At 68.3% G+C, this 23,002-nt stretch carries 24 protein-coding genes; 18 read left to right on the top strand and 6 right to left on the bottom strand.

What is annotated here, in order from left to right; all coding sequences use genetic code 11:
- The first annotated feature begins 30 nt into the window (after positions 1-30).
- A complete protein-coding gene (locus tag QX204_RS30470) occupies positions 31-669 on the top strand; it encodes an NUDIX domain-containing protein (protein WP_056814971.1) in 639 nt (212 codons plus the stop codon).
- A gap of 75 nt (positions 670-744) precedes the next feature.
- On the opposite strand, the gene thiE is transcribed toward QX204_RS30470, so the two are convergent.
- Positions 745-1,443 carry a thiamine phosphate synthase gene (thiE, locus tag QX204_RS30465; RefSeq protein ID WP_301903912.1) on the bottom strand — a complete coding sequence of 233 codons (699 nt, stop codon included), beginning with the start codon at positions 1,441-1,443 and terminating at the stop codon, positions 745-747.
- 79 nt (positions 1,444-1,522) lie between these two features.
- Between thiE and thiO the strand changes: the two genes are divergently transcribed.
- From thiO to QX204_RS30435, 6 genes are all read left to right on the top strand, one after another.
- Positions 1,523-2,614, top strand: coding sequence for a glycine oxidase ThiO (gene thiO, locus QX204_RS30460; RefSeq protein WP_301903911.1), 1,092 nt, complete (start codon positions 1,523-1,525; stop codon positions 2,612-2,614).
- The gene (thiS, locus tag QX204_RS30455; RefSeq protein WP_056814965.1) at positions 2,611-2,826 is read left to right on the top strand and encodes a sulfur carrier protein ThiS; all 216 of its coding nucleotides are present in this window, start codon (positions 2,611-2,613) and stop codon (positions 2,824-2,826) included. The genes thiO and thiS overlap by 4 nt, the downstream gene beginning before the upstream one ends.
- Positions 2,827-2,878: 52 nt before the next feature.
- Positions 2,879-3,583, top strand: a complete 705-nt coding sequence (locus QX204_RS30450) for a thiazole synthase (RefSeq protein WP_301908157.1) — start codon at positions 2,879-2,881, stop codon at positions 3,581-3,583.
- 85 nt (positions 3,584-3,668) lie between these two features.
- Positions 3,669-4,604 carry an ABC transporter ATP-binding protein gene (locus QX204_RS30445; RefSeq protein WP_301903910.1) on the top strand — a complete coding sequence of 312 codons (936 nt, stop codon included), beginning with the start codon at positions 3,669-3,671 and terminating at the stop codon, positions 4,602-4,604.
- A complete protein-coding gene (locus QX204_RS30440) occupies positions 4,604-5,365 on the top strand; it encodes an ABC-2 transporter permease family protein (protein WP_301903909.1) in 762 nt (253 codons plus the stop codon). The genes QX204_RS30445 and QX204_RS30440 overlap by 1 nt, the downstream gene beginning before the upstream one ends.
- 364 nt (positions 5,366-5,729) lie before the next feature.
- Positions 5,730-6,536 (top strand): adenylate/guanylate cyclase domain-containing protein, encoded by an 807-nt coding sequence (locus QX204_RS30435; RefSeq protein WP_301908156.1) that lies wholly within the window; start codon positions 5,730-5,732, stop codon positions 6,534-6,536.
- Here QX204_RS30435 and QX204_RS30430 read toward each other — a convergent pair.
- Positions 6,519-6,857 carry a hypothetical protein gene (locus tag QX204_RS30430; protein ID WP_301903908.1) on the bottom strand — a complete coding sequence of 113 codons (339 nt, stop codon included), beginning with the start codon at positions 6,855-6,857 and terminating at the stop codon, positions 6,519-6,521. The genes QX204_RS30435 and QX204_RS30430 overlap by 18 nt on opposite strands.
- 49 nt (positions 6,858-6,906) lie before the next feature.
- Positions 6,907-7,050: a CG2302 family histidine operon protein gene (locus QX204_RS30425; RefSeq protein ID WP_165610314.1), complete on the bottom strand. Its 144-nt coding sequence runs from the start codon at positions 7,048-7,050 to the stop codon at positions 6,907-6,909.
- 85 nt (positions 7,051-7,135) lie between these two features.
- Here QX204_RS30425 and QX204_RS30420 point away from each other — a divergent pair, with 85 nt between their 5' ends.
- From QX204_RS30420 to QX204_RS30375, 10 genes are all read left to right on the top strand, one after another.
- Complete coding sequence (locus QX204_RS30420; RefSeq protein WP_301903907.1) at positions 7,136-8,851, top strand: acyclic terpene utilization AtuA family protein; 1,716 nt, start codon at positions 7,136-7,138, stop codon at positions 8,849-8,851.
- Complete coding sequence (locus tag QX204_RS30415; protein ID WP_301903906.1) at positions 8,848-9,999, top strand: acyl-CoA dehydrogenase family protein; 1,152 nt, start codon at positions 8,848-8,850, stop codon at positions 9,997-9,999. The genes QX204_RS30420 and QX204_RS30415 overlap by 4 nt, the downstream gene beginning before the upstream one ends.
- Complete coding sequence (locus QX204_RS30410; protein WP_301903905.1) at positions 9,996-11,594, top strand: acyl-CoA carboxylase subunit beta; 1,599 nt, start codon at positions 9,996-9,998, stop codon at positions 11,592-11,594. Before QX204_RS30415 ends, QX204_RS30410 begins: the two co-directional genes overlap by 4 nt.
- An 8-nt stretch (positions 11,595-11,602) precedes the next feature.
- The gene (locus QX204_RS30405) at positions 11,603-13,648 is read left to right on the top strand and encodes an acetyl/propionyl/methylcrotonyl-CoA carboxylase subunit alpha (RefSeq protein ID WP_301903904.1); all 2,046 of its coding nucleotides are present in this window, start codon (positions 11,603-11,605) and stop codon (positions 13,646-13,648) included.
- Positions 13,645-14,805, top strand: a complete 1,161-nt coding sequence (locus tag QX204_RS30400; RefSeq protein ID WP_301903903.1) for an acyl-CoA dehydrogenase family protein — start codon at positions 13,645-13,647, stop codon at positions 14,803-14,805. The genes QX204_RS30405 and QX204_RS30400 overlap by 4 nt, the downstream gene beginning before the upstream one ends.
- A gap of 239 nt (positions 14,806-15,044) precedes the next feature.
- Positions 15,045-15,827 carry an enoyl-CoA hydratase family protein gene (locus tag QX204_RS30395; RefSeq protein ID WP_301903902.1) on the top strand — a complete coding sequence of 261 codons (783 nt, stop codon included), beginning with the start codon at positions 15,045-15,047 and terminating at the stop codon, positions 15,825-15,827.
- Between the two features lie 4 nt (positions 15,828-15,831).
- Positions 15,832-16,446 (top strand): TetR/AcrR family transcriptional regulator, encoded by a 615-nt coding sequence (locus QX204_RS30390; protein WP_056814935.1) that lies wholly within the window; start codon positions 15,832-15,834, stop codon positions 16,444-16,446.
- A gap of 70 nt (positions 16,447-16,516) precedes the next feature.
- Entirely contained in the window at positions 16,517-16,723 is a 207-nt protein-coding gene (locus QX204_RS30385; protein ID WP_056814932.1) for a hypothetical protein, read from the top strand.
- The gene (locus tag QX204_RS30380; protein ID WP_301903901.1) at positions 16,714-17,145 is read left to right on the top strand and encodes a PIN domain-containing protein; all 432 of its coding nucleotides are present in this window, start codon (positions 16,714-16,716) and stop codon (positions 17,143-17,145) included. Before QX204_RS30385 ends, QX204_RS30380 begins: the two co-directional genes overlap by 10 nt.
- 73 nt (positions 17,146-17,218) lie before the next feature.
- Entirely contained in the window at positions 17,219-17,998 is a 780-nt protein-coding gene (locus QX204_RS30375) for an SDR family oxidoreductase (RefSeq protein ID WP_301903900.1), read from the top strand.
- Positions 17,999-18,088: 90 nt separating this feature from the next.
- Here the strand turns inward: QX204_RS30375 and QX204_RS30370 are convergent, their stop codons facing one another.
- The 3 genes from QX204_RS30370 to QX204_RS30360 form a co-directional block, all read right to left on the bottom strand.
- Positions 18,089-20,152 (bottom strand): glycosyltransferase family 39 protein, encoded by a 2,064-nt coding sequence (locus QX204_RS30370; protein WP_301903899.1) that lies wholly within the window; start codon positions 20,150-20,152, stop codon positions 18,089-18,091.
- Complete coding sequence (locus QX204_RS30365; RefSeq protein ID WP_301903898.1) at positions 20,149-21,420, bottom strand: bifunctional glycosyltransferase family 2/GtrA family protein; 1,272 nt, start codon at positions 21,418-21,420, stop codon at positions 20,149-20,151. Before QX204_RS30365 ends, QX204_RS30370 begins: the two co-directional genes overlap by 4 nt.
- Positions 21,421-21,489: 69 nt before the next feature.
- On the bottom strand, positions 21,490-22,116 hold the full coding sequence (locus tag QX204_RS30360; protein ID WP_301903897.1) for a class I SAM-dependent methyltransferase: 627 nt from the start codon (positions 22,114-22,116) through the stop codon (positions 21,490-21,492).
- 150 nt (positions 22,117-22,266) lie between these two features.
- Here QX204_RS30360 and QX204_RS30355 point away from each other — a divergent pair, with 150 nt between their 5' ends.
- On the top strand, positions 22,267-22,998 hold the full coding sequence (locus QX204_RS30355) for a TetR/AcrR family transcriptional regulator (RefSeq protein WP_301903896.1): 732 nt from the start codon (positions 22,267-22,269) through the stop codon (positions 22,996-22,998).
- Positions 22,999-23,002 lie beyond the last annotated feature (4 nt).

The raw sequence follows: 23,002 nt of genomic DNA, 5'->3' as shown, positions 1-23,002 counted from the left end.
TGTTCGGCTGCTCGGAGGAAAGAGTATGGGATGCGCGGCGACGGAGACGGCTGGTACAAGAGCCCTGACGGGGTCAAGCACTGGGGCAAGTTCGGTGCGGCGGGGCTACTGCTGCGCGCGCCGTTGCCCGGTGGCGGGTCGGCGGTGCTGTTGCAGCACCGGGCGCCGTGGAGTCATCAGGGCGGAACCTGGGCGCTGCCCGGCGGCGCCCGCGATTCGCACGAGTCGCCCGAGCACGCGGCCGTCCGGGAGGCGGAGGAGGAAGCGGGCATCACCGCCGACGACCTCCAGGTCCGCGCCGAGCGCCTGACCATGACCGCCGCGAGCGGCTGGACCTACATCACCGTCATCGCCGATGCCGACAAACCGCTGCCCACGGTCGCCAACCGGGAGAGCGCCGAACTCGCCTGGGTCCCCGAGGACGAGGTCACCGACCTGCCGTTGCACCCCGGCTTCGCCACCGCCTGGACCGAACTGCGGGCGGTGCCGTTGCGGGTGCGCGTCGAGGCCGACGCCGAACTCGCCGACGCGCTGCCCCGCACAGTCGAACTTCCCGACCAGGGCTTCTTCTGGCTGCACGCCCGGCTCGATGGCCCCGGCGTCGAGGTCGTCCTCGATGGTGAGCCGACCGACGGACCGACCCTCACCAGGGCGGACATCCTCGCCTGACTCGCGGCACCACCTCGCCCGGCCCGACTGTGTACAGCCGGACCCGACCGGCGCGCCCACGCCGCGACGGCGAGCTCAGTCAGCGGCGAGTAGTGCTTGTTTGAGTTCGCGGGCCGCGGCTTCCGGATCGGCGGCTTCGGTGATCGCCCTGACCACGACGACGCGGCGGGCGCCGGCGGCCAACACCTCCGGCAGTCGCTGCGCGTCGACGCCGCCGATGGCGAACCAGGGGAGCGTGGGATGGGACTCGGCGGTCGTGCGGACGAAGTCCACGCCTGCGGCTTGGCGGCCGGGCTTGGTGGGCGTGGTCCAGATCGGGCCGGTGCAGAAGTAGTCGAGGTGGCCGTCGATGGCGGCCAGGCCCGCCTGATTGCGGTTGTGGGTGGAGCGGCCGATCACCACATCGGGGCCGACGACGCGTCGCGCGTAGGTGGGCGGCAGGTCGCCCTGGCCGAGGTGCAGCACGTCCGCGCCCGCGGCCAGGGCGATATCGGCGCGGTCGTTCACCGCGAGCAAGGCGCCGTGGCGTCGCGTGGCCGCCTTGATCTCGGCGAGTGCGCCCAGCTCTGCCTTGGCCTCCAGCGCGCCGAATTCGGCTTCGCCCGGCGACCCCTTGTCCCTGAGCTGCACGATGTCGACGCCACCGGCCAGCGCGGCGTCGACGAATCTGGCCAGATCGCCCTTCTCCCGGCGCGCGTCGGTGCACAGATACAGCAGCGCACTCGACAGACGCTCCCTGGGCGGGACGGAACGGTTGGGATGGGAGGGCTGCACGTCCACGACGGTAGTCGCGCTACCGTTGGAGTGCGAACGCCGTGGCGGGCGATAGGCGAAAAAAGACAGGTGGAACGTGATGCGGACTCTGGCGGTCGTTGGCGGCGGCGCCGTCGGACTCGCCGTCGCATGGCGGGCCGCCGAGGCGGGCTGGACGGTTACCGTTTACGACCCCGAACCGGCGCGCGGCGCTTCCTTCGTGGCCGGTGGAATGCTCGCTCCGCTGTCGGAAGGCTGGCCAGGTGAGGATCGCGTGCTCGCCTTCGGCGCGGCCGCGCTGGCCGAGTGGTCCGCCTTCGGGGAGAGCCTGCGCGCGATCTCCGGCGAGTCGATGTTCGTGGCCGACGAGACGCTGACCGTGGCGCTCGACGGCGCCGATGCCGCCGACCTGCGCACCGTCTCGGAGTGGCTGGCCGGGTTCGGCCACGACCTGCGGGTGCTCGACCGGGCGGGAGTCCGCGTGCTGGAACCCGCACTCGCGCGCACCGTCCGCGCGGGCCTGCACGCGAAGACCGAACCCGCCATCGACAACCGGCGGGTACTGCGCGCTCTCCAATCCGCCTGTGCCGGGGCCGGTGTCGAGGTTCGCGCCGAAGCTGTTGTCGCACTGGATGATCTACCGCACGACCGCGTCGTCCTCGCGGCGGGCGCTCGCTCCGCCGAGCTCTGGCCGGGCTTGCCGGTGCGCCCGGTGAAGGGCGAGATCCTCCGGTTGCGTCGCAGGCCGGGCGTCAGCCCGCCGCCGACCAGGGTGATCCGCGCCAGGGTCCACGGCCGGCAGGTCTACCTGGTCCCTCGCGAAGACGGAATCGTCGTCGGTGCAACACAATACGAAGCGGGCTTCGACACCACCGTCACCGTCGGTGGCGTCCGTGACCTGATCGCCGACGCCGAGACCATCCTGCCCGGCATCGCCGAATACGAACTGGCCGAAGCGAATGCGGGTTCGCGGCCGGGAACACCCGACAACCTCCCGCTGCTCGGCCACCTCGACGACCGGGTCGTCGCCGCCACCGGGCACGGCCGCAACGGCATGCTCACCCTGGCGCTCACCGCCGCGGTCGTGCCCGCACTGCTCGACGGCGCCACCCCGGCGGTGGTGGAAGCCGCTTCACCCCAACGTTTTCCGGCATCGCAGATGCCATCTCTGTCGCAAGGAGGAGTTCGATGACCTCGACCATCCCGATCGGCGTCACCGTCAACGGTGTCGACCACGAGTTCCCCGAGCCGCTCAGCGTCCGCGAACTGCTGGCAAAGCTCGAATTGCCCTGCCGGGGTGTGGCATTGGCGGTCGACGGCGCGGTCTTCTCGAAGTCGCGCTGGGACGAACCGGTCGGCCGCGGCTGGACCATCGAGGTGCTCACGGCGGTGCAGGGTGGCTGAGGCCGTCGCGCCGTTGCGTATCGCGGACAAGGAGTTCGGTTCGCGCCTGATCATGGGCACCGGCGGTGCCGAAAACCTCGCCGTCCTGGAACAGGCCCTGATCGCCTCGGGCACCGAGCTCACCACTGTCGCCATGCGTCGCGTCGACGCCGCGGGCGGCACCGGCGTGCTCGACCTGCTCAAGCGCCTCGACATCACGCTCCTGCCCAATACCGCGGGCTGTCGCACCGCCGCCGAGGCCGTGCTCACCGCCCAGCTGGCCCGCGAGGCGCTCGACACCAACTGGGTCAAGCTCGAGGTGGTGGCTGACGACCGAACCCTGCTGCCCGACCCCTTCGAACTCCTCGACGCCGCCGAGAAGCTCGTCGACGACGGTTTCGTGGTCCTGCCGTACACCTCCGACGACCCCGTACTCGCGCGCCGCCTCGAGGAAGCGGGCTGCGCCGCGGTGATGCCGCTCGGCTCCCCGATCGGCACGGGTCTCGGCATCGGCAACCCCCACAACATCGAGATGATCGTCGCCGCCGCAGGGGTCCCCGTGATCCTCGACGCGGGCATCGGCACCGCCAGCGACGCCGCCCTCGCCATGGAGCTCGGCTGCTCGGCGGTCCTGCTCGCCACCGCCGTGACCAGGGCGAAAGAGCCCGAACTCATGGCATCGGCCATGTCGGCGGCGGTGCGCGCCGGCTATCTGGCCCGGCAGGCGGGCCGTATCCCGAAGCGTTTCTGGGCTCAGGCTTCTTCCCCAGCCGTCTAAGGGTCGAAGGTCATCCTCGAGGATGACCCGACTCGCTACTTCCCGGCGACGCGCGTTGCGCGGGTTGTCAGGCAAGCTAGGGCTCATGATCGAGCTGAAGGGCCTGACGAAGCAATTCGGCCAGACCGTCGCGGTGCAGGACCTCACGTTCACCGTCCGGCCAGGACTGGTGACCGGGTTCCTCGGACCCAACGGTGCCGGTAAATCGACGACCATGCGGATGATCCTCGGACTGGACAAGCCGACGGCGGGCAGTGCGCTCATCGACGGCAAGCGGTACCAGCAGCTGGAACGCCCGCTCACCCAGGTCGGCGCGCTGCTGGATGCCAAGTGGGTGCATCCGAACCGCTCCGCGCGCGCCCACCTGGAGTGGCTGGCCGCCTCCAACGACATCCCGAAGTCGCGGGTCGAGGAAGTCCTGCGCCTGGTCGGCCTGTCCGAGGTGGCGGGCAAGAACGCGGGCGGATTCTCGCTCGGCATGTCCCAGCGCCTCGGCTTGGCGGGTGCGCTGCTCGGCGACCCGAAGGTGCTGTTGTTCGACGAGCCGGTGAACGGCCTCGACCCGGAGGGCATCCTGTGGATCCGCCGGTTCATGCAGCGCCTGGCCGCCGAGGGTCGCACGGTGCTCGTATCGAGTCACCTGCTCTCGGAGATGTCGCAGACCGCCGAACAGCTCATCGTCATCGGTCGTGGTCAGCTGATGTTCGACGGCACCACCCAGGAGTTCATCGACCGCGCCTCCGAGCAGTCGGTGCGCGTGCGCAGCCCGCAACTGGATCAGCTGCGCAGCCTGCTCACCTCGCACGGCATGACCGTGAAGGAGGACGGCGATGCCGCGCTGATCGTCGCGGGCGTCACCTCCGACGAGGTCGGCAAGGTGGCGGGCACGAACAACGTCACGCTCTACGAGCTGGCGCCGCAGCAGGCCTCGCTCGAGGAAGCGTTCATGCGGATGACCGGCGGCGCCGTGGAGTACCACGGTGAAAGCTTCGATCAAAAGGCGATGGGAGGTGCGCTCTGATGGGCGTGCTCGCAGCGGAACGAATCAAACTCACCTCGACCCGCTCGCCCTGGTGGTGCTCGGCGGTCGTCGTGGTCCTCGGCATCGGCCTCGCTTTGCTGATCGCGCTGGTCACCAATGCCGACACCGCGGGCACCTCGGAGGAGGGCCCGCCGTTGCTCACCCCGACGGTCGCGGTATCGGGTGTCTCCAGCTTCGGCGTGATGGTGCTGATGATCATGGCCGCGTTGACGGTGACCAGCGAATATCGCTTCGGCGTGATCCGCTCCAGCTTCCTCGCCGTCCCGAACCGGTCCAAGGTCGTGCTGTCCAAGACCGCGCTGGTCGGCGTGTACGCGGCGGTGCTGACCGGTGTCCTCTCGCTCATCGCCTTCATCGTGGCCAAGGTGATCGTCGGTGACGACGCTCCCGGTCTCGTGCTCGACGGCAACTGGCGAGCCCTCTACAGCGTGCCGATCTACGCCTTCCTGTGCGTCATGCTCGCCATCGGCGTCGGTGTGCTGGTCCGGCAGTCCGCCGCGGCGATCTCGCTGATCGTGCTGTGGTCGCTGCTGGTGGAGAACCTGCTCGGCGCGTTCGGCAGCTTCGGCCGCACCGTGAAGCCGTTCCTGCCGTTCCAGAACGCGAACCGGTTCCTGAGCGTCGAGGAGTACGCGGGCGAATGGCATTGGGGCGTATGGGGCAGTCTGATCTACTTCGCCGCCTTCGTGGCGATCGTTTTCGTCGGGGCGCTCGTGCTGGTCAACCGCCGCGACGCCTGATAATCCTGCCCGGGCCGCCCTCGTAATCGCCCGGGCCGCGAGGGCCGCGACCTTGTCGGGAGGTCGCCCCTGCATGAGCCCCCGGCGTCCGCTGCCCGGACGCCGGGGGCTCGCGCGTATCCAGTGGGTACACGGGTAACTCACCGGGCACGGGCGACCGCGACCACGCATGGAACCGCTGGCCGCGTCACCTCGTCTTCACGCACCTGAGTCTGGCTGGAAGTCTCGGGGAGGCGGATCGGCTAACCTTTTGAGCGTGAGTGAAACGCCTTCTGGCGGGGTGAATCCGCGGCGCGACGCCGCTGCGGACGTATCCATCCCGTTGGAGCCGATCGTCAGTGGATCCGCCGAATCCGACCCCGGCGTGCGCGCGGGGAGGAAGCGCCCCCAGCTCTCGTCGAAATTACAGGCCGCCAACCGTCGGGCCGACGTGATCGGTGCGCTGCGCAAGGCGCGCCAACAGCTGCCCGGTGACCCCTCGTTCGGCGATCCGCTGTCGGTGACGGGCCCCGGTGGTGCGCGCGCGGTGGCGCGAGCCGCGGACAAGATCGTCGGCGGCGCGCCGACCGCGGCCAGGGAGATCGGTTTCGGCGCCCTGCAGGTGTGGCAGGCCGGGCTGGAGCGGATCGGTCGTGGGCGTGGCACCGAGGAGGTGACCATTGTGTTCACCGACCTGGTCGGGTTCTCGAGCTGGTCGCTGTCGGTGGGCGACGAGCTCACCCTGGAACTGCTGCGCAAGGTCGCCAGGGCCATCGAGCCGCCGATCGTCGAGCGCGGCGGTCAGGTGGTCAAGCGGATGGGCGACGGGCTGATGGCGGTGTTCTCCTCGCCCGATCGGGCCGTGCGCGCCGCGCTGGCGGCTCGTCGCAATCTCGCCGAGGTCGAGATCGCCGGTTACCGCCCGCGCATGCGGGTCGGCCTGCACACCGGTTCGCCCCGTGAGATCGGTGGCGACTGGCTCGGCGTCGACGTCAATATCGCCGCCCGCATGATGGAGGCGGGCGGCAACGGGAACACGATGGTATCCAGTGTCACGCTGGCTGCTCTGCGCCCGGAAACACTGGATGAGCTGGGTGTCGTCGCCAAACCGTACAAGCGGAATTTCTGGGCGGCGCCGCTGAACGGCGTGCCCGAAGACGTCAGGATCTTCAAGCTACATACGACGGGCTGAGCGCTTGGCCAGCCGATCCTGTTCCTTCCAGTAGGCCCGGAACGCCTGCTGGGTCGGGGTCGGCTTGGTGGTCAGCGCCTGCCAGTTCGTCGAGCGCACGAAGTCGATCGTCAGCAGCACCGGCAGGATGAACGCGTGGAAGAAGATCAGGTAGTCGCCGCCTTCGAACACGAACGTCAGGTACCCCGCGTAGCCGAGGAACGCGATGCCGAATACGGCGTTGAGGCCGCGGGAGAGCGCGCTGCGGCCGTTGTCGATGTTGGCCATGATGATCATCGCGAGGCCGCTGACTGCGAGCAGGCCGACATACCAGGTGAACATGCGGGCAAGCCAACAGCGCTCGCCTTGCCCTGATCTTGCGAAAGTCTTGCTACTCGAGCCAGAGTGCGGCGCCGAGCCCCGCCAGGACGGCGGCGACGATCAACCCGATCGACATCGCGCGATTGTTCTTCCAGGTCGTGTACGCACCGCCGAGCAGGAATCCGGCGAGGGCGAAGAGGAGGACGGACAGCATGGACTCCATCTTGCCTGGTGAATTGTCCGCGATTAACAAGCACGCGTGCTTGCTTTTTTTCTGAACCGCTGCGATCCTGGGTGCCATGAGTGCTCTCTCCGCTGATCCGGACCTGATCCGGATCGGGAATTGTTCCGGGTTCTACGGTGACCGGCTCAGCGCGATGCGCGAAATGCTGGAGGGCGGGCACCTCGACGTGCTGACCGGCGACTACCTCGCCGAGCTCACCATGCTGATCCTGGGCCGCGACCGGATGAAGGACCCCAGCCTCGGCTACGCCAAGACCTTCGTGCGCCAGATCGAGGACTGCCTGGCCCTCGCACTCGAGAAGAACGTGCAGATCGTCACCAACGCGGGCGGGCTCAACCCGGCCGGGCTGGCCGAGCGGCTGCGCAAGGTCGCCGCCGACCTCGGGCTGGACGCCAAGATCGCCTACGTCGAGGGCGACGACCTGGTCGCCCGCGCCGCCGAGCTCGATCTGGGTCAGCCGCTCACGGCCAACGCCTACCTCGGCGCGTGGGGCATCGTCGAATGCCTGAACTCCGGCGCCGACATCGTCGTCACCGGCCGGGTCACCGACGCCTCGGTGATCGTCGGCCCGGCGGCGGCCCACTTCGGCTGGGGCCGAACCGATTACGACGCGCTGGCCGGCGCCGTGGCGGCCGGGCACGTGATCGAATGCAGCACCCAGGCCACCGGCGGCAACTTCGCCTTCTTCACCGAACTCGGTGACATCGGCCGCCCCGGCTTCCCGATCGCCGAGATCCGTCGCGACGGATCCTGCGTGATCACCAAGCACGACGGCACCGGCGGCGCGGTCACCGTCGACACCGTCGAAGCCCAGCTCATGTACGAAATCCAGAGCGCGCGCTACGCCGGACCCGACGTGACCACCCGCCTGGACAGCATCGCGCTGAGCCAGGAGGGCAAGGACCGCGTTCTGATCAGCGGGGTCACCGGTGAGGCGCCGCCGCCGCAGCTCAAGGTCTCCCTGAACACCCTCGGCGGCTTCCGCAACGAGATGTCGTTCATCCTCACCGGCCTCGACATCGAAGCCAAAGCCGCACTGGCGCAACGGCAGCTGGAATCCTGGCTGCCGGACAAGCCCGCCGAGCTCACCTGGACGCTGGCCCGCCTCGATCGCCCCGATGCCGAGACCGAAGAGCAGGCCAGCGCGCTGCTGCGCTGCGTGGTGCGCGATGCCGATCCGAACAAGGTGGGCCGCGGGTTCTCCAGTGTCGCGGTGGAATTGGCCTTGGCCAGCTACCCGGGCGCCAGCTTCACCGCGCTGCCCGGAAACGGTTCTCCCTACGGCGTCTTCACCCCCGGCTTCGTCGACGCGCACGAGGTGCCGCACGTGGCGGTGCTGGCCGACGGCAGCCGTGTCGATATCGCACCCGCCACGGAAACCCTTGTTCTCGAACCTGTTTCCGAACCCGAGCTCCCCGCGCCGCTGCCCCCCGCCGAGACCGATCGCGTGCCGCTCGGCACGATCGCTCTTGCCCGCAGCGGCGACAAGGGCGGTGACGCCAATATCGGCGTGTGGGTGCGCACCGACGACCAATGGCGCTGGCTGGTGCACACGCTCACCGTCGACAAGCTGCGGGAACTTCTCCCCGAGACGGCCGAACTGACCGTCACCCGTCACGTGCTGCCCAATCTGCGCGCGGTCAACTTCATCATTTCCGGTCTGCTCGGCAAGGGCGTCGCCTACCAGGCGCGTTTTGACCCGCAGGCCAAGGGGCTCGGCGAATGGCTGCGCTCCCGCCACATCGATATGCCGACGGAGCTGCTCGCATGACGTCTGTTTGGGAAACACCGGAGCGAAAAGAGCTGCGCGCCACCGTGCGCGGGTTCGTGGAGCGGGACATCCTGCCCGACCTCGACGCCTGGGAGCGCGCGGGCGAGCTCCCGCGCGAACTGCACAAGAAGGCGGGCGAACTCGGCCTGCTCGGCATCGAGTACCCGGAATCGGCGGGCGGTGAGGGCGGCACCGCCATCGACTCGGTGATCGTGGGCGAGGAGATCCATGTCGCCGGCGCGTCCGGTGGGCTGTGGGCCTCGCTGCTGACCTGTGGCATCGCGTTGCCGCACATGATCGCCTCGGGCAATCAGGCGCAGATCGATCAGTGGGCCAAGCCGACGCTGACCGGTGACCTGATCGGCTCTCTGGCCATCACCGAGCCCGGCGGCGGTTCCGATGTCGGGCACCTCACCACCACCGCCGTGCGCGACGGTGACGACTTCATCATCAACGGCGCCAAGACGTTCATCACCTCGGGTTGTCGCGCCGACTTCGTCGTCACCGCGGTGCGCACGGGCGGCCCCGGCGCGGCGGGTGTTTCGCTGATCCTCGTGCCGAAGGGCACGCCCGGCTTCACCGTCAGCCGCAAGCTGGAGAAGATGGGCTGGCTGGCCTCCGATACCGCCGAGCTGTCGTATGTGGACGTGCGGGTGCCCGCGTCGAACCTGGTCGGCGCCGAGAACAGCGGCTTCGCGCAGATCGCCGCCGCGTTCGTGAGCGAGCGGGTCGGCCTGGCGGTGCAGGCGTACTCGCTGGCCCAGCGCGCGCTCGATCTCACCGTGCAGTGGTGCCGTGATCGCGAGACCTTCGGTCGTCCGCTGATCAGCCGCCAGAAGGTGCAGATGACGCTCACCGATATGGCCCAGCGCGTGGATATCTCGCGTACCTACACCCGGGCGCTGGTGGAGCGCTACGTCGCCGGTGAGGAGAACCTGATCGCCCAGGTGTGCTTCGCCAAGAACAACGCCGTCGAGACCGCCGAATGGGTGGCCAACCAGGCTGTGCAGCTGCACGGCGGGATGGGCTACATGCGCGAGGCCGAGGTCGAGCGCATCTACCGCGATGTGCGCATCATCGGCATCGGCGGCGGCACCAACGAGATCCTGACCATGCTGGCGTCGAAAGTATTGGGGTACCAGGCATGACGACCTTCCGTTCCATTCTCGACAACACCTCGCCCGAGTACACCGCGGCCGCCGAGGCGATGTCGGTCAAGCTCACCGAGGTCGAGGCGGAGTTCGCCAAGGCGATCGCCGGTGGCGGCGCCGACAAGGTGGCCCGCCATCACAAGCGCGGCAAGCTGACGGCGCGTGAGCGCATCGAACTGCTGCTCGACGAGGACTCGCCGTTCCTCGAACTGTGCCCACTAGCGGCCTGGGGCAGCGACTTCCAGGTCGGCGCCTCGACGATCGCCGGGATCGGCCTCGTCGAGGGTGTCGAAGCCATGATCGTCGCGCCCGACCCGACCGTGCGCGGCGGCGCCTCGAATCCGTGGACGCTGCGCAAGCAGTTCCGGATCAACGAGATCATCAGGGAGAACCGGCTGCCGGTGATCTCGCTGGTCGAGTCCGCCGGCGCGGATCTGCCGACGCAGAAGGAAGTCTTCATCCCCGGCGGCGCGATGTTCCGCGACCTCACCCAGGCCTCGGCCGCCGGAATCCCCACTATCTCCCTGGTTTTCGGCAACTCGACCGCCGGTGGCGCCTACATCCCCGGCATGTCCGACTACGTCGTGATGGTCAAGGAGGGCGCGAAGGTCTTCCTCGCGGGCCCGCCGCTGGTGAAGATGGCCACCGGTGAGGACTCCGACGACGAGACCCTCGGCGGCGCCGAGATGCACGCCCGCACGTCAGGTCTGGCCGACTACCTGGCCGCCGACGAACAGGACGCGATTCGGCTGGGCCGCAATATCGTTCGTCGACTGAACTGGAAGAAGCAGGGCCCCGAGCCGCGCGCCGAGGTCATCTCGCCGCTCTACGATCCCGAGGAACTGCTCGGCATCGTGCCCTCGGACCTGAAGATCCCGTTCGACCCCCGCGAGATCATCGCCCGCGTCGTGGACGGCTCCGATTTCGACGAGTTCAAGCCGCTCTACGGTTCCTCGCTGGTCACCGGGTGGGCCGAGATCAACGGCTACCCGATCGGCATCCTCGCCAATGCGCGCGGCGTGCTGTTCTCCGAGGAATCGCAGAAGGCCACCCAGTTCATCCAGCTGGCGAACAAGAAGAACACGCCACTGTTGTTCCTGCACAACACCACCGGCTACATGGTCGGCAAAAAGTACGAGCACGGCGGCATCATCAAGCACGGCGCGATGATGATCAACGCCGTCGCCAACTCCACGGTGCCACACATCTCGCTGCTGGTCGGCGCCTCCTACGGGGCCGGGCACTACGGCATGTGCGGGCGCGCGTTCAACCCGCGCTTCCTGTTCGCCTGGCCGAGTGCGAAGTCCGCCGTCATGGGCGGCGCGCAGCTGGGCGGCGTGCTCACCATCGTGCAGCGCGGCGCGGCCGAGTCCAAGGGCCTGCCGTTCGACGAGGAGGCCGCCGCCGGTCTCGCCGCGATGGTCGAGGCGCAGATCGAGGCCGAGGCCATGCCGATGTTCCTGTCGGGCAGGCTTTTCGACGACGGCATCATCGACCCCCGCGACACCCGCACCGTGCTGGGAATGGCTCTGTCGGCCATTCACACAGCCCCGATCAAGGGCGCCGAGGGCTTCGGCGTCTTCCGAATGTGAGGCAAACAATGACTGCATCGCGAAGCGATTCGGTGAGGGGCGGCGGTCGGGCGACGGGCGGGCCTATTACCAACGTTCTCGTTGCCAATCGTGGTGAGATCGCGCGCCGTGTCTTCGCCACGTGCAGGCGAATGGGTATCGGGACCACCGCGGTCTATTCCGATGCTGATGCCGCGTCGCCGCACGTGTCCGAGGCCGACGCCGCCATCCGGCTGCCCGGCAACACACCCGCCGAGACCTACCTGCGCGGCGAGCTGATCATCGAGGCCGCCCTGTCGGCCGGTGCCGACGCGATCCACCCCGGCTACGGATTCCTCTCCGAGAACGCCGAATTCGCGCGGGCCGTGCTCGACGCGGGTCTGGTGTGGATCGGTCCGCCGGTCGCGGCCATCGAGCAGATGGGCTCCAAGGTCGAGTCCAAGAAGATGATGGACGCCGCCGGTGTCCCCGTGCTCGCCGAGCTCGACCCGGCCGAGGTCACCGACGCGCACCTGCCCGTGCTGATCAAGGCGTCCGCCGGTGGTGGCGGTCGCGGCATGCGCGTGGTGCGCGACCTCGCCGAGCTGCGGGATCAGATCGCCGGCGCGCAGCGCGAGGCCGAGTCGGCCTTCGGCGATCCGACGGTGTTCTGCGAGCGCTATCTGGAAACCGGCCGCCACATCGAAGTCCAGGTCATGTCGGACACTTTCGGCAAGACCTGGGCGGTGGGCGAGCGTGAGTGCTCGATCCAGCGTCGTCATCAGAAGGTCGTCGAGGAAGCCCCGTCGCCGCTGGTCGAGAAGGTCGACGGCATGCGTGAGCGGCTGTTCGAGGCGGCGCGGCTGGCAGCCGAGGCGATCGGGTACGAGGGCGCGGGCACCGTCGAGTTCCTGGCCGACGAGAAGGGCGACTTCTTCTTCCTGGAGATGAATACCCGGCTCCAGGTGGAACATCCGGTCACCGAGCAGACCACCGGCCTCGACCTGGTCCGCCTGCAATTGCAGGTGGCCTCGGGTCTGCCGCTGCCCGCGACCCAGCCCGCGCAGCGCGGTCATTCGATCGAGGTCCGCCTCTACGCCGAGGACCCCGCCAACGACTGGCAGCCGCAGAGCGGCCCGGTGCACAAGATCGAGATTCCCTTCACCGCCGGTGAATTCACCGTCCTCGAGCAGCCCGGCGTGCGTCTCGACACCGGCGTCGTGGACAACTCGCTGGTCGGCGTGCACTACGACCCGATGCTGGCCAAGGTGATCTCCTACGCCGAAACCCGTTCGGAGGCAGCGCATCTGCTCGCCACCGCGCTCCAGCGCGCCAAGCTCCACGGCCTGGTCACCAACCGTGATCTGCTCGTGCGGGTGCTGCGCCACCCGGCGTTCCTCGCCGGTGACACCGACACCGCCTTCTTCGCCACCCATGACCTGGCCGTGCTCTCGGCGCCGCTGGCGTCGGAGGCCGACGAGGCACTCTCGATCGTGGCCGCGGCGCTGGCTGATTCAGCTGCCAACCGCAGCGCCTCGCGCCTGGCCGGGCTCACCCCGAGCGGCTGGCGCAACCTGCCGTCGCAGCCGCAGACCAAGTCCTACGAGAGCCGCACCACCGGTACCCACGAGGTGCGCTACCGCTTCACCCGCACCGGTGTCGAGGTCGAGGGCCACGAGGGTCTCGAGCTGATCTCGGTGGCCGCCGACCGCGTCGTCCTCGGCGTTCCCGGCGAACGTGGCTCGGTGCGTAGGCAATTCGAGATCGCCCGCTACGACGACCTCGTCGCGATCGACTCCCCGCTCGGACCGGTGGCCGTGCGCAGGCTGCCGCGCTTCACCGACCCGTCCGAGCAGGTCGCGGCCGGTTCGCTGCTCGCGCCGATGCCGGGCAGCGTGATCCGCCTCGGCGCCGCCGAGGGCGACCAGGTCAAGCAGGGGCAGCCGATCCTGTGGTTGGAGGCGATGAAGATGGAACACACCATCGCCGCGCCCGCCACCGGCATTCTCAGCGCACTCAATGTGACCGTCGGCCAGCAGGTCGAGGTCGGAACCGTCCTCGCCGTCGTCGAGGAAGAAGAGCAGGAGCAGGCATGAGCTTCATCGAAACCGAAGAGCAGACCGCGCTGCGGGCGGCGGTCGCCTCGCTCGCGGCCAAGTACAACTACCGCGACTACGTGCTGCCGCTCTCGCGCAAGAACGAGCCGCTCACCGAACTGTGGGACGAAGCGGGCAAGCTCGGCTTCCTCGGGGTGAACCTGCCGGAGGAGTTCGGCGGCGGTGGCGCGGGCATGTACGAGCTGGCGCTCGTGCAGGAAGAGCTCTCGGCGCAGGGCGCGGGCCTGCTGCTGATGGTCGTGTCCCCGGCCATCTGCGGCACCATCATCACCAAGTACGGCACCGACGCGCAGAAGCAGACCTGGCTGCCCAAGCTCGCCGACGGCACCTCGAAGATGGTCTTCGCGATCACCGAGCCCGACGCGGGCTCCAACTCGCACCAGATCACCACCACGGCCCGCCGCGACGGTGACGACTGGATCCTCAACGGCCGCAAGATCTTCATCTCCGGCGTCGATCAGGCCGAGGCCATCCTGGTGGTCTCGCGCACCGAGGACCACAAGACCGGCAAGCTCAAGCCCGCGCTGTTCATCGTGCCGGTCGACGCGCCCGGCCTGGTGAAGAACGTCCAGGAGATGGACGTCATCGAACCGGACCACCAGTACACGCTGTTCTTCGACGACGTGCGCCTGCCGGGCGACGCCCTGGTCGGCTCCGAGGACGCGGCGCTGGCGCAGCTGTTCGCCGGGCTGAACCCCGAGCGCATCATGGGCTCAGCCATGGCGATCGGCCTCGGCCGCTACGCCATCGACCGCGCGGTGGAATACGCCAAGGAGCGCACGGTCTGGAAGACCCCGATCGGTGCGCACCAGGGTATTTCGCATCCCCTCGCGCAGATCAAGATCGAGCTGGAACTGGCCAAGCTGATGATGCAGAAGGCCGCGACCCTCTACGACACGGGCGACGAGTTCGGCGCCGCCGAGGCCGCCAATATGGCCAAGTATGCGGCGGCCGAGGCCAGCATCAAGGCGCTCGATCAGTCGATCCAGACCCACGGCGGTTCGGGTCTGACCCGTGAGGTCGGCCTGGCGGCCATGCTCCAGGCGGCGCGCATCATGCGCATCGCCCCGGTGAGCCGCGAGATGATTTTGAACTTCGTTTCGCAGCACTCGTTGGGTTTGCCCAGGTCTTACTGATGTTCGGTGGTCCCAGGAGGTGTGAGGCTGTGTTTGTTGGAGCGCTGGCGCGCTCGAGTCGCGGCCCCTAGGGGCCGCCGGTTAGCCACCGGGGCTTGCTCCTTCGTCGCCTACGCCCCGGCGGCTAACCGGCGACCCGGCCGCGACCGGCCACTTCGTGGCCGCCGCTCCCTAAGGGTCGCGGGTCGGGGTTGGGAGGGCGGTCATGGCGGATTCAGTGGATTGAGTAGGAGGCTTAGATGGACGGATCGGCTGATAGTCCTTATGTGCGGTACGAGGTTGTTGATGGGTTCGCGAGGCTGACCTTCGACTCGCCGCACAACCGCAATGCACTCTCGTCCAGGCTTGTTCGTGAGCTGCTTGCGGGATTCGATGCTGCGGCAACTGATCCCGCCGTGCGTGGCATTGTCCTCGCCCACACCGGCGACACCTTCTGTGCGGGCGCCGACCTCAAGGAAGCGAGCACCGCCGACCCCGCGGTGGCCGCCGACGAACGCACCCGCGTGATGATCGACGTGCTGCGCGGCATCCTCGCCTCGCCCAAGCCGGTGATCGCGCAGATCGACGGCAATGTCCGCGCCGGTGGCATGGGCATCATCGGGGCCTGCGACCTCGTCGTCGCGGGGCCGGGCAGTAGTTTCGCGCTCACCGAGGTGCGCATCGGGATGGCGCCGTTCATGATCTCGCTCACCCTGGTGCCGCGGCTGGACCAGCGGGCCGCGAGCCGCTACTTCCTGACCGGCGAGAAGTTCGACGCCGCGACCGCGCAGGAGATCGGCCTGGTCACCGTGGCCGCCGAGGACGCCGCCGCCGAGGTGAAACGCCTGTCAGGGGAGCTGCGCAAGGGTTCACCGCAGGGGCTGGCCGAGTCCAAGAAATTGGTCAACGCAGCCCTGCTGGCGACCTTCGACGCCGAGGCGGAAGCGCTGGCCGAGCGGTCGGCGAGCTTCTTCGGCACCCCCGAGGTGATCGAGGGCATGACGGCCTTCTTCCAGAAGCGCCCACCCAACTGGGCACAATAGTCCGATGGCGACACCCCACGAACCCAAGCAGGACCGCAGCCGGGCCACCCGGCAGCGGCTGCTGGAGGCGACCATCGACTGCCTGGCCGAAACCGGCTGGGCAGCTGCCACCGTGTCGGTGGTCGCCGAGCGGGCCGGGGTGTCGCGTGGCGCCGCGCAACACCATTTCCCCACTCGTGAGGAACTGATCACCGCCGCGCTCGAGTTCATGTTCGAGTTCCGGATGGACATGGCAAAGGCCGAAGCCGAGACGGTGAACGCGGTCGCCCAGGGTGAAGGCCGTACGCGCGCCGTCGTTTCCGCGCTGGTGGAGTCCTACACCACCCCGTTCTTCAAAGCCGCCCTCCAGGTCTGGACCCACGCCGCCGCCGACCCGGCGCTGCGCGAGCGCATCCTCCCCCTCGAGGCCCGCTTCGGCCGGACCTCCCACCGCCGCGCCGTCGAGGCGCTCGGCGTCGACGACTCCGACCCGGTCGCCCACCACCTGGTCCAGGCCACCCTCGACCTCGCCCGCGGCCTCGGCCTCGCCGACGTCCTCACCGACGACTCCGCCCGCCGCAAACTGATCGTCGACCAGTGGGCCGCCACCCTCCACACCGCCCTCAACATCACCCATTGACCCCTTGTGATCAGGTCGTTTCGGAGTATATAGTTCAACCATGGGGGAATATATATCGAGGGACTGTGTGATGACCAAACGCCTGATCGAGATCGACGACGAGCTACTCGAGTCCGCGCAGGACGCGCTCGGAACCGCTGGCGTCTCCGATACCGTTCGTGCCGCGCTGAACTCGGCCGTGGTGGCGCATGCGCGCGCGAGCGAAGTCGAATGGTTGGTCAACGGCGGCATGGCCGAAATGGCCGACAAGGATCGGCGCGACGACGTATGGCGATAACGGCGCGCTATCTCATCGACACGAGCGCGGCTGCTCGAATGCGTCATCCGGATGTGGGGGCCGCGCTCGGGCCGTTGCTCGAGGCCGGGTTGATCGCCACCTGCGCACCGCTCGATTCCGAGGCGCTCTACAGCGCCCGAAGCGCGGCGGAATACGAACAGATTCGTTTTCGACGCCGCGCAGCCTATGAGTACCTGCCCACCAACGACGAACACTGGCAAAGCGCCTTCACGATTCAACGCGAACTCGCGCGGTCGGGCCGCCACCGCGCGGTCGGCATCCACGACCTGCTCGCGTCGGTGCTTGCGATAGAACACCGCCTTGTCCTGTTCCACTACGACTCCGATTTCGAGACAGTGGCGTCGGTGGTGGATCTCAATCACCGCTGGGTCGCGCCTCGAGGAAGTCTCGAGACGTCGTGACCAGGTGATGTCACACTCCGGCCGACTACTTCGTCGACTCTGTGAACGCGAAAGAAGCGACGGAGGAGTGATCATGGCGGAGCAGAAGAAGATCGCGGTGGCCGGGGCGACCGGGCGGCTGGGCAAGCATGTGGTGGATGTGCTGGTCGAGCGCGGGCACGAGGTGGTGGCGTTCTCGCGGGCCGACGGAGTGGATATCGAGACCGGCGCGGGGCTGGACGAGGCGCTGACCGGGGTGGACATCGTCATCGACGCCGCCAGTACGCCTTCGGCGGACCAGCAGGTGGCGACCGAGTTCTTCACCGCCTCCGCGCGGAATCTGCATGCGGCGGGGGAGCGGGCTGGGGTGGAGCGGCTCGTCGTGGTGTCGATCATCGGGATCGACGGTTCGCTTGCGGGCTACAACGCGGCCAAGCTCGCCCATGAGCAGGAGCTGCTCAAAGGCGCGCTGCCGGTGCAGATTCTGCGTGCCGCGCAGTTCCACGAGCTCGTCGAGGTCATGGTGGGGTGGGGCACGCAGGACGCCGTCGCCTACATCGCGGGCATGCGCACCCAGTTGGTCGCCGCGCGAACCGTCGCCGAGGCGCTGGTCGACCTCGCCGTGAATCCGATTGTTGCCGATGATGTTCCGTTCCCCGAGATCGCGGGTCCCCAGCCGGAGACGATGGCCGGTGCCGCCGCCGCGCTGGTAGCGGCTCGCGGTGATGCCCTCCAGATCATCGAGACCTCCGACTCCGCCGATCCGGACCGCGAGCAGTTCGAGAACGGCACCCTCCTGCCTTCCCCGCACGCCTCCCTGGCCGGTCCGACCTTCGCCGAGTGGATCGCCGCCACGGTGGCCGTCGCTCGCTGATGCACCTGTGACCGAGTGCGGTTCGGGACACGGAAGCCGGGCCCGACGGATCGAGATGATCCGCCGGGCCCGGCGTGTGTTCGGGGGCTACTACTTCGGCTGGGTGAGGTCGTAGAGGGTTACCCCGTCGACCGTGGTGGCGGTGTAGTTCGCTGTCACCCAGGCGGTGATCGCCGAACTGGTCGATGCACTGTTCCCGCCGGGACCACCGCGGCCACCGGCGACGAAGTAGTGGATCTTTCCATCGGCCACGTACTGCTGGAACTGTTCGAGGGTGGGCGAGGGGTCGCTGCCGTTGAAGCCGCCGATCGGCATCACCGGCAGCTCGGTGGCCAGCTGGTACCCGGCCGCGCTGTTGGAACCGACCGCCGCCGCGACCCAGGTGTAGTCGGCGCCATTCGACTCGAGCAGGGTGACGATCTGATCGCTCGGACGTGATCCGCCCAGCAATCCACCCGCACCGCCCATGCGCTGGTCACCGCCGACGCCGTCCGCGGTGGCCGTACCCTGCGCGGAACCGTCCGCCGTCGCGGCGGCCCCGTCATGCCCGGAGGGCGTGCCGATCTGCGCGCCCGCAGGCGCCCCGTCGGGGGGCGTGCCATTCGGGGTGGCGGATCCGTCTCCGCCGGGTCTGCCACCGTCTCCGCCGGGACGCATGCCGGGTCCACCCATTCCGTGCATCCCACCGGCGCTCGGCCCCGCGGACGGGATCGCGCCGGAATGCGCGGACGCGAGGGTGTCGACGGAGTACGCGATCGGCCCGGCGAGCCCGATGAAGGCGGCGGCGAGTGCGGCGATCACCGACTGCTTGCGCGTCAGCGGGAAAACGAAGGCGACGGTGGCGACAACACCGACGACCAGGATCGCCCATCGCAACCAGGGTAGGAAGGAAGCGCTGCGCGACAGCAACATCCACGCGGTCGCCGTGGTGAGCCCGAGGGCGAGAGCGCCCGCGCACCGAACCCACAGCCGATCACGCGCACCCCAGATCTGCACGGCTCCGATCCCCACCAGCGCCGCGACGGCAGGCGCGAGCGCCACCGTGTAGTACTGGTGGAAGATCCCCGCCATGAAGCTGAACACCAACCCGGTGACGAGAAGCCAACCGCCCCAGAGGATCAGCGCGGCCCGACGCCGATCGGTGCGCGGCGCGCGACCACGCAACGCGAGCCCGACCACCAGCGCGAGCAACGCGGCCGGAATCAACCACGCGATCTGACCACCCTGCGCGGGTTCGAACATCCGGGTGATCCCGGTGCTGCCCCACATCCCGTTCCCGCCGGCGGGCAGTTCACCGCCTGGCCCGACGCTGCCGGTCTCGTTGCCGTTCAACCGCCCGAGCCCGTTGTAGCCGAGGGTGAGTTCGATGATCGAATTGTGCTGCGACCCACCGATCCACGGCCGGGAGCTCGCGGGCCACAGCTCTACCGCGAGCAACCACCAGCCCGCCGCGACAATCATCGCCGCACCGGCGGCGAACAGCTGCGTGATCCGCTTACCCAGCTTCGGCGGCCCGGCGATCAGATACGTCAGTGCCAGGGGCGGCACCACCAGCAGCACCTGCAACTGCTTGGCGAGGAACCCGAATCCGATCAATCCGCCGGTGAGCAGCAACCAGCGCCAGCGCCCGTCGGCTACCGCCCGCGTCATCGCCCAGGCGGCCCCGATCATCAGGAACACAAGCAGCGCGTCAGGGTTGTTGAACCGGAACATCAGCACCGCAACGGGAGTCACCGCGAGAGCCGTGCCCGCGATCAACCCCGCCGCCGGCCCGAACGATCTGCGCACCGTCGCCCACAGCAGCGCGACGCTCGCCACGCCGAGCAGGACCTGGGGCACCAGCATGCTCCAGCTGTTGAGCCCGAACAGCCGTACCGAAAGTTCCATCACCCACAGCGAAGCGGGCGGTTTGTCCACTGTGATCGAGTTCGCGGCATCGGAGGAACCGAAGAAGAACGCCTCCCACGATTGCGAACCCGCCTGTATCGCAGCGGCATAGAAGTCGTTGGCCCACCCGTTGGCGCTGAGATTGATGAGATAGGCGATCAGCGTGCCGAGCAGCAGCGCAGCCAACGCCGGTCGTTCCCAACGCCTTCGGCTCGGCTCGGCGTTCACGATCCCGGTGGGTGACGGCGGGGCGATGGTCGTGGTCATCGGCGCACCCCCGGCGTGCTCATGCGCTCTGCCGACCCGACCACCGGGGCGGGATCGTCGACGCCCACGTGCCGGAACACCCAGCGCAGACCCACGAAACGAGCGAGCGTCGCAACAAGATTGGCGGTGATCAGCACTGTGAGCTCCACCGCGACGGGAGCGTCGGGAGCCCAACGGTGCAGGGCGAACAGCGACCCGCTGGTGATCGCCAGCCCGAACGCGAAGATGGCCAAGCCCTGGAACTGGTGCGACACGGCATTGCCGCGTCCGCGCACGCCGAAGGTGAACGCCCGATTGGCGGCGGTATTGCCCACGGCGGTGATCAGCAGCGACACCAGATTGGCGCCCTGGCTGCCGACCAACGGCTGCAACAGCAGATACAGGACGATATAGGCGAGCGTCGAGGTCACCCCGACGATCGCGAACCGCACCAGCTGGCCGACCATGCCGAGCGGCACCCCGGCCACCAGCGGTTCGCGGCCGACGGCGGCCCGCAACTCGTCCACGGGGAGCGCGCCGGTGGTCAGTGCCCTGGTCAGACGCCAGATCCCGCGCAGATCCTTGCGCGCGGTATCGATGATGTCGACCCGGCTGTCCGGATCGTCGATCCAGTCGACGGGTACCTCGTGAATCCGTAGACCCGCGCGCTCGGCCAACACCAGCAGTTCGGTATCGAAGAACCATTCGCCATCGCGCACCAGCGGCAGCAGCTCGCGCGCCACCTCGGTTCGCACGGCTTTGAATCCGCATTGCGCATCGGAAAAGCCCGCCCGCAGCGTTGTTTTCAGCAGCAGGTTGTAGCAGCGGGAGATGATTTCGCGCTTGGGTCCGCGCACCACCCGCGAAGACGAGTCGAGCCGGGTGCCGATCGCGAGGTCGGAATGCCCGGACACCAGCGGTGCGATCAGCGGCAACAGCGCGTTCAGGTCGGTCGACAGGTCGACGTCCATGTAGGCCACCACCGCCGCGTCCGACCCCTCCCACGCGGTCCGCAGTGCCCGCCCACGCCCTTTGGCGTCCAGGTGCAATACCTGGACGCCGTCGAGCTCCGCCGCGAGCAGCTCGGCCACCGCGAGAGTGGCGTCGGTGCTGGCATTGTCGGCGATGGTGATGCGGGCCGTGAAGGGGAATCCGGCGCGCAGATAGCTATGTAATCTCCGCACGCACAGGCCGAGGTCGACCTCTTCGTTGTAGACGGGTATCACTACGTCGAGCACCGGCGCGCGGCTGCTCTGCATGGCCTTCTGCTCGGCCTCGGTCTGAGTCATGCCACCCACACTCGATGGCCGCGCTGCCACCGAGCTGGGACCGAGCTGGGAGGTTGCTGGGGATCGAGATCAGCCGCGACGCAGGCGCAGCACGCTGTCGACGCGCTGTCCGACCACACCGTCGGGGCTGGTCGACGGGGTGTGGACCAGCTCGGCGGTCTCGGCCTGCCACTCGGGTCCGAGCTCGAGCTGCTCGAGTACCTGCTCGATGGTCGGGAACACGTGGGCGTGCATCTCGCTGGAGGCCCAGCTCGGCGCGGCCGCGTGCGCGCCGATCACCAGCACCCCACCCGGCGCGACGGCAGCCGCCGCACTGCGCAGAATTCCGGCCCGCTCGTCCGGGCGCTCCACCGGCGAGTGCAGGAACTGCGCGGACACCAGGTCGAAGGTGCCCGCCGGGAAGCTCGCCTGGAGGTCGTGGCGATCCCACACGATCGTCACCCCGGCTTCGGTGGCCCGCCGCGCACCGCGCTCCATCGCGGTCGCGGAGATGTCGACCGCGGTGACCTGCCAGCCGCGCTCGGCCAACCAGATCGCGTCGGCGCCTTCGCCGCAGCCCAGGTCGAGGGCCGTCCCCGGGGTCAGTTCTGCGACCTCCCGCACCAGAAGGGGGTTCGGGTTACCGGTCCAGATCTGTGCACGGTCGCGGTAGAAGTCTTCCCAGAACTCTTCGGCGTTCGCTACGGTCTCGGTCATCGATGCTCCTGGTCAGTCAGGGTGAACGGATCATCCGATAGTGCATCGGCGCCTCTGATAACCGCCAGAAACTTTGCTGTTTCAGCAAATGTGTTCCCGCTCTCGGTGGGGTGCGTAACCCGCGGTACGGCTCGACCTAGTATTACTACCGTGACGCGCGGTTACCCCAATACGGACGAAGCGCCGCGTCGTCGTGTCGACGCGCGGACCGAACGCTGGCGCGAGCATCGTGTGCAGGTGCGCATCGAGTTCGTCGATGCGGCTTTCCGGGCGCTCGACCAGGTCGGGCCCGATGTGAGCATGGGCGATATCGCCAAGGAGGCCGGAGCGGCCAAGCCGAAGCTGTATCGCCATTTCGAGGACAAGACCGACCTCTACAACGCGATCGTCGACCGCCTGCGCGACATGCTCTGGGAGCGCGTGCTCACCAGCGTGAATCTCACCGACGATTCGATCGCCGAACTCGTCCACACCGCGGCCACCGAGTATGTAGCGGTGGTGTCGGCACACCCGAATGTCTTCCGGTTCATGCTGCACAGCCATTTCAGCCAGCAGGCCAAGGAAACCGAACGCGCACTGGTCGCGGCCCGTCAATCGGCGAGGCGGGCAGCGGAATTCTTCGCGGGCCTGCTGCCGACGGAATCGATCGATGTGACCGGGATCGAATTGGTGAACTATTCGATTTTCGGTGCGGTCGCCTCGGCTACGGACTGGTGGCTCGGGGCGAATCAACGCGAAGTATCGGCGATGCCGGTCGAACGCTTCGTCGACTATCTGGCCGAGAGCATCTCGGCGCTGGCGCAGGCGCATGCCCGCTTCAATGGAGTGAAGATCGACCCGTCGAAACCCCTACGCGACGCGTTCTGTTCCGCCTCTCCGTGACTTC

This window comes from Nocardia sp. PE-7 (assembly GCF_030486425.1).
Classification (GTDB): Bacteria; Actinomycetota; Actinomycetes; order Mycobacteriales; family Mycobacteriaceae; genus Nocardia; species Nocardia salmonicida_A.
Note: the sequence above shows the minus strand (reverse complement) of the source record. Positions and strands in the feature narration are given on the sequence as shown.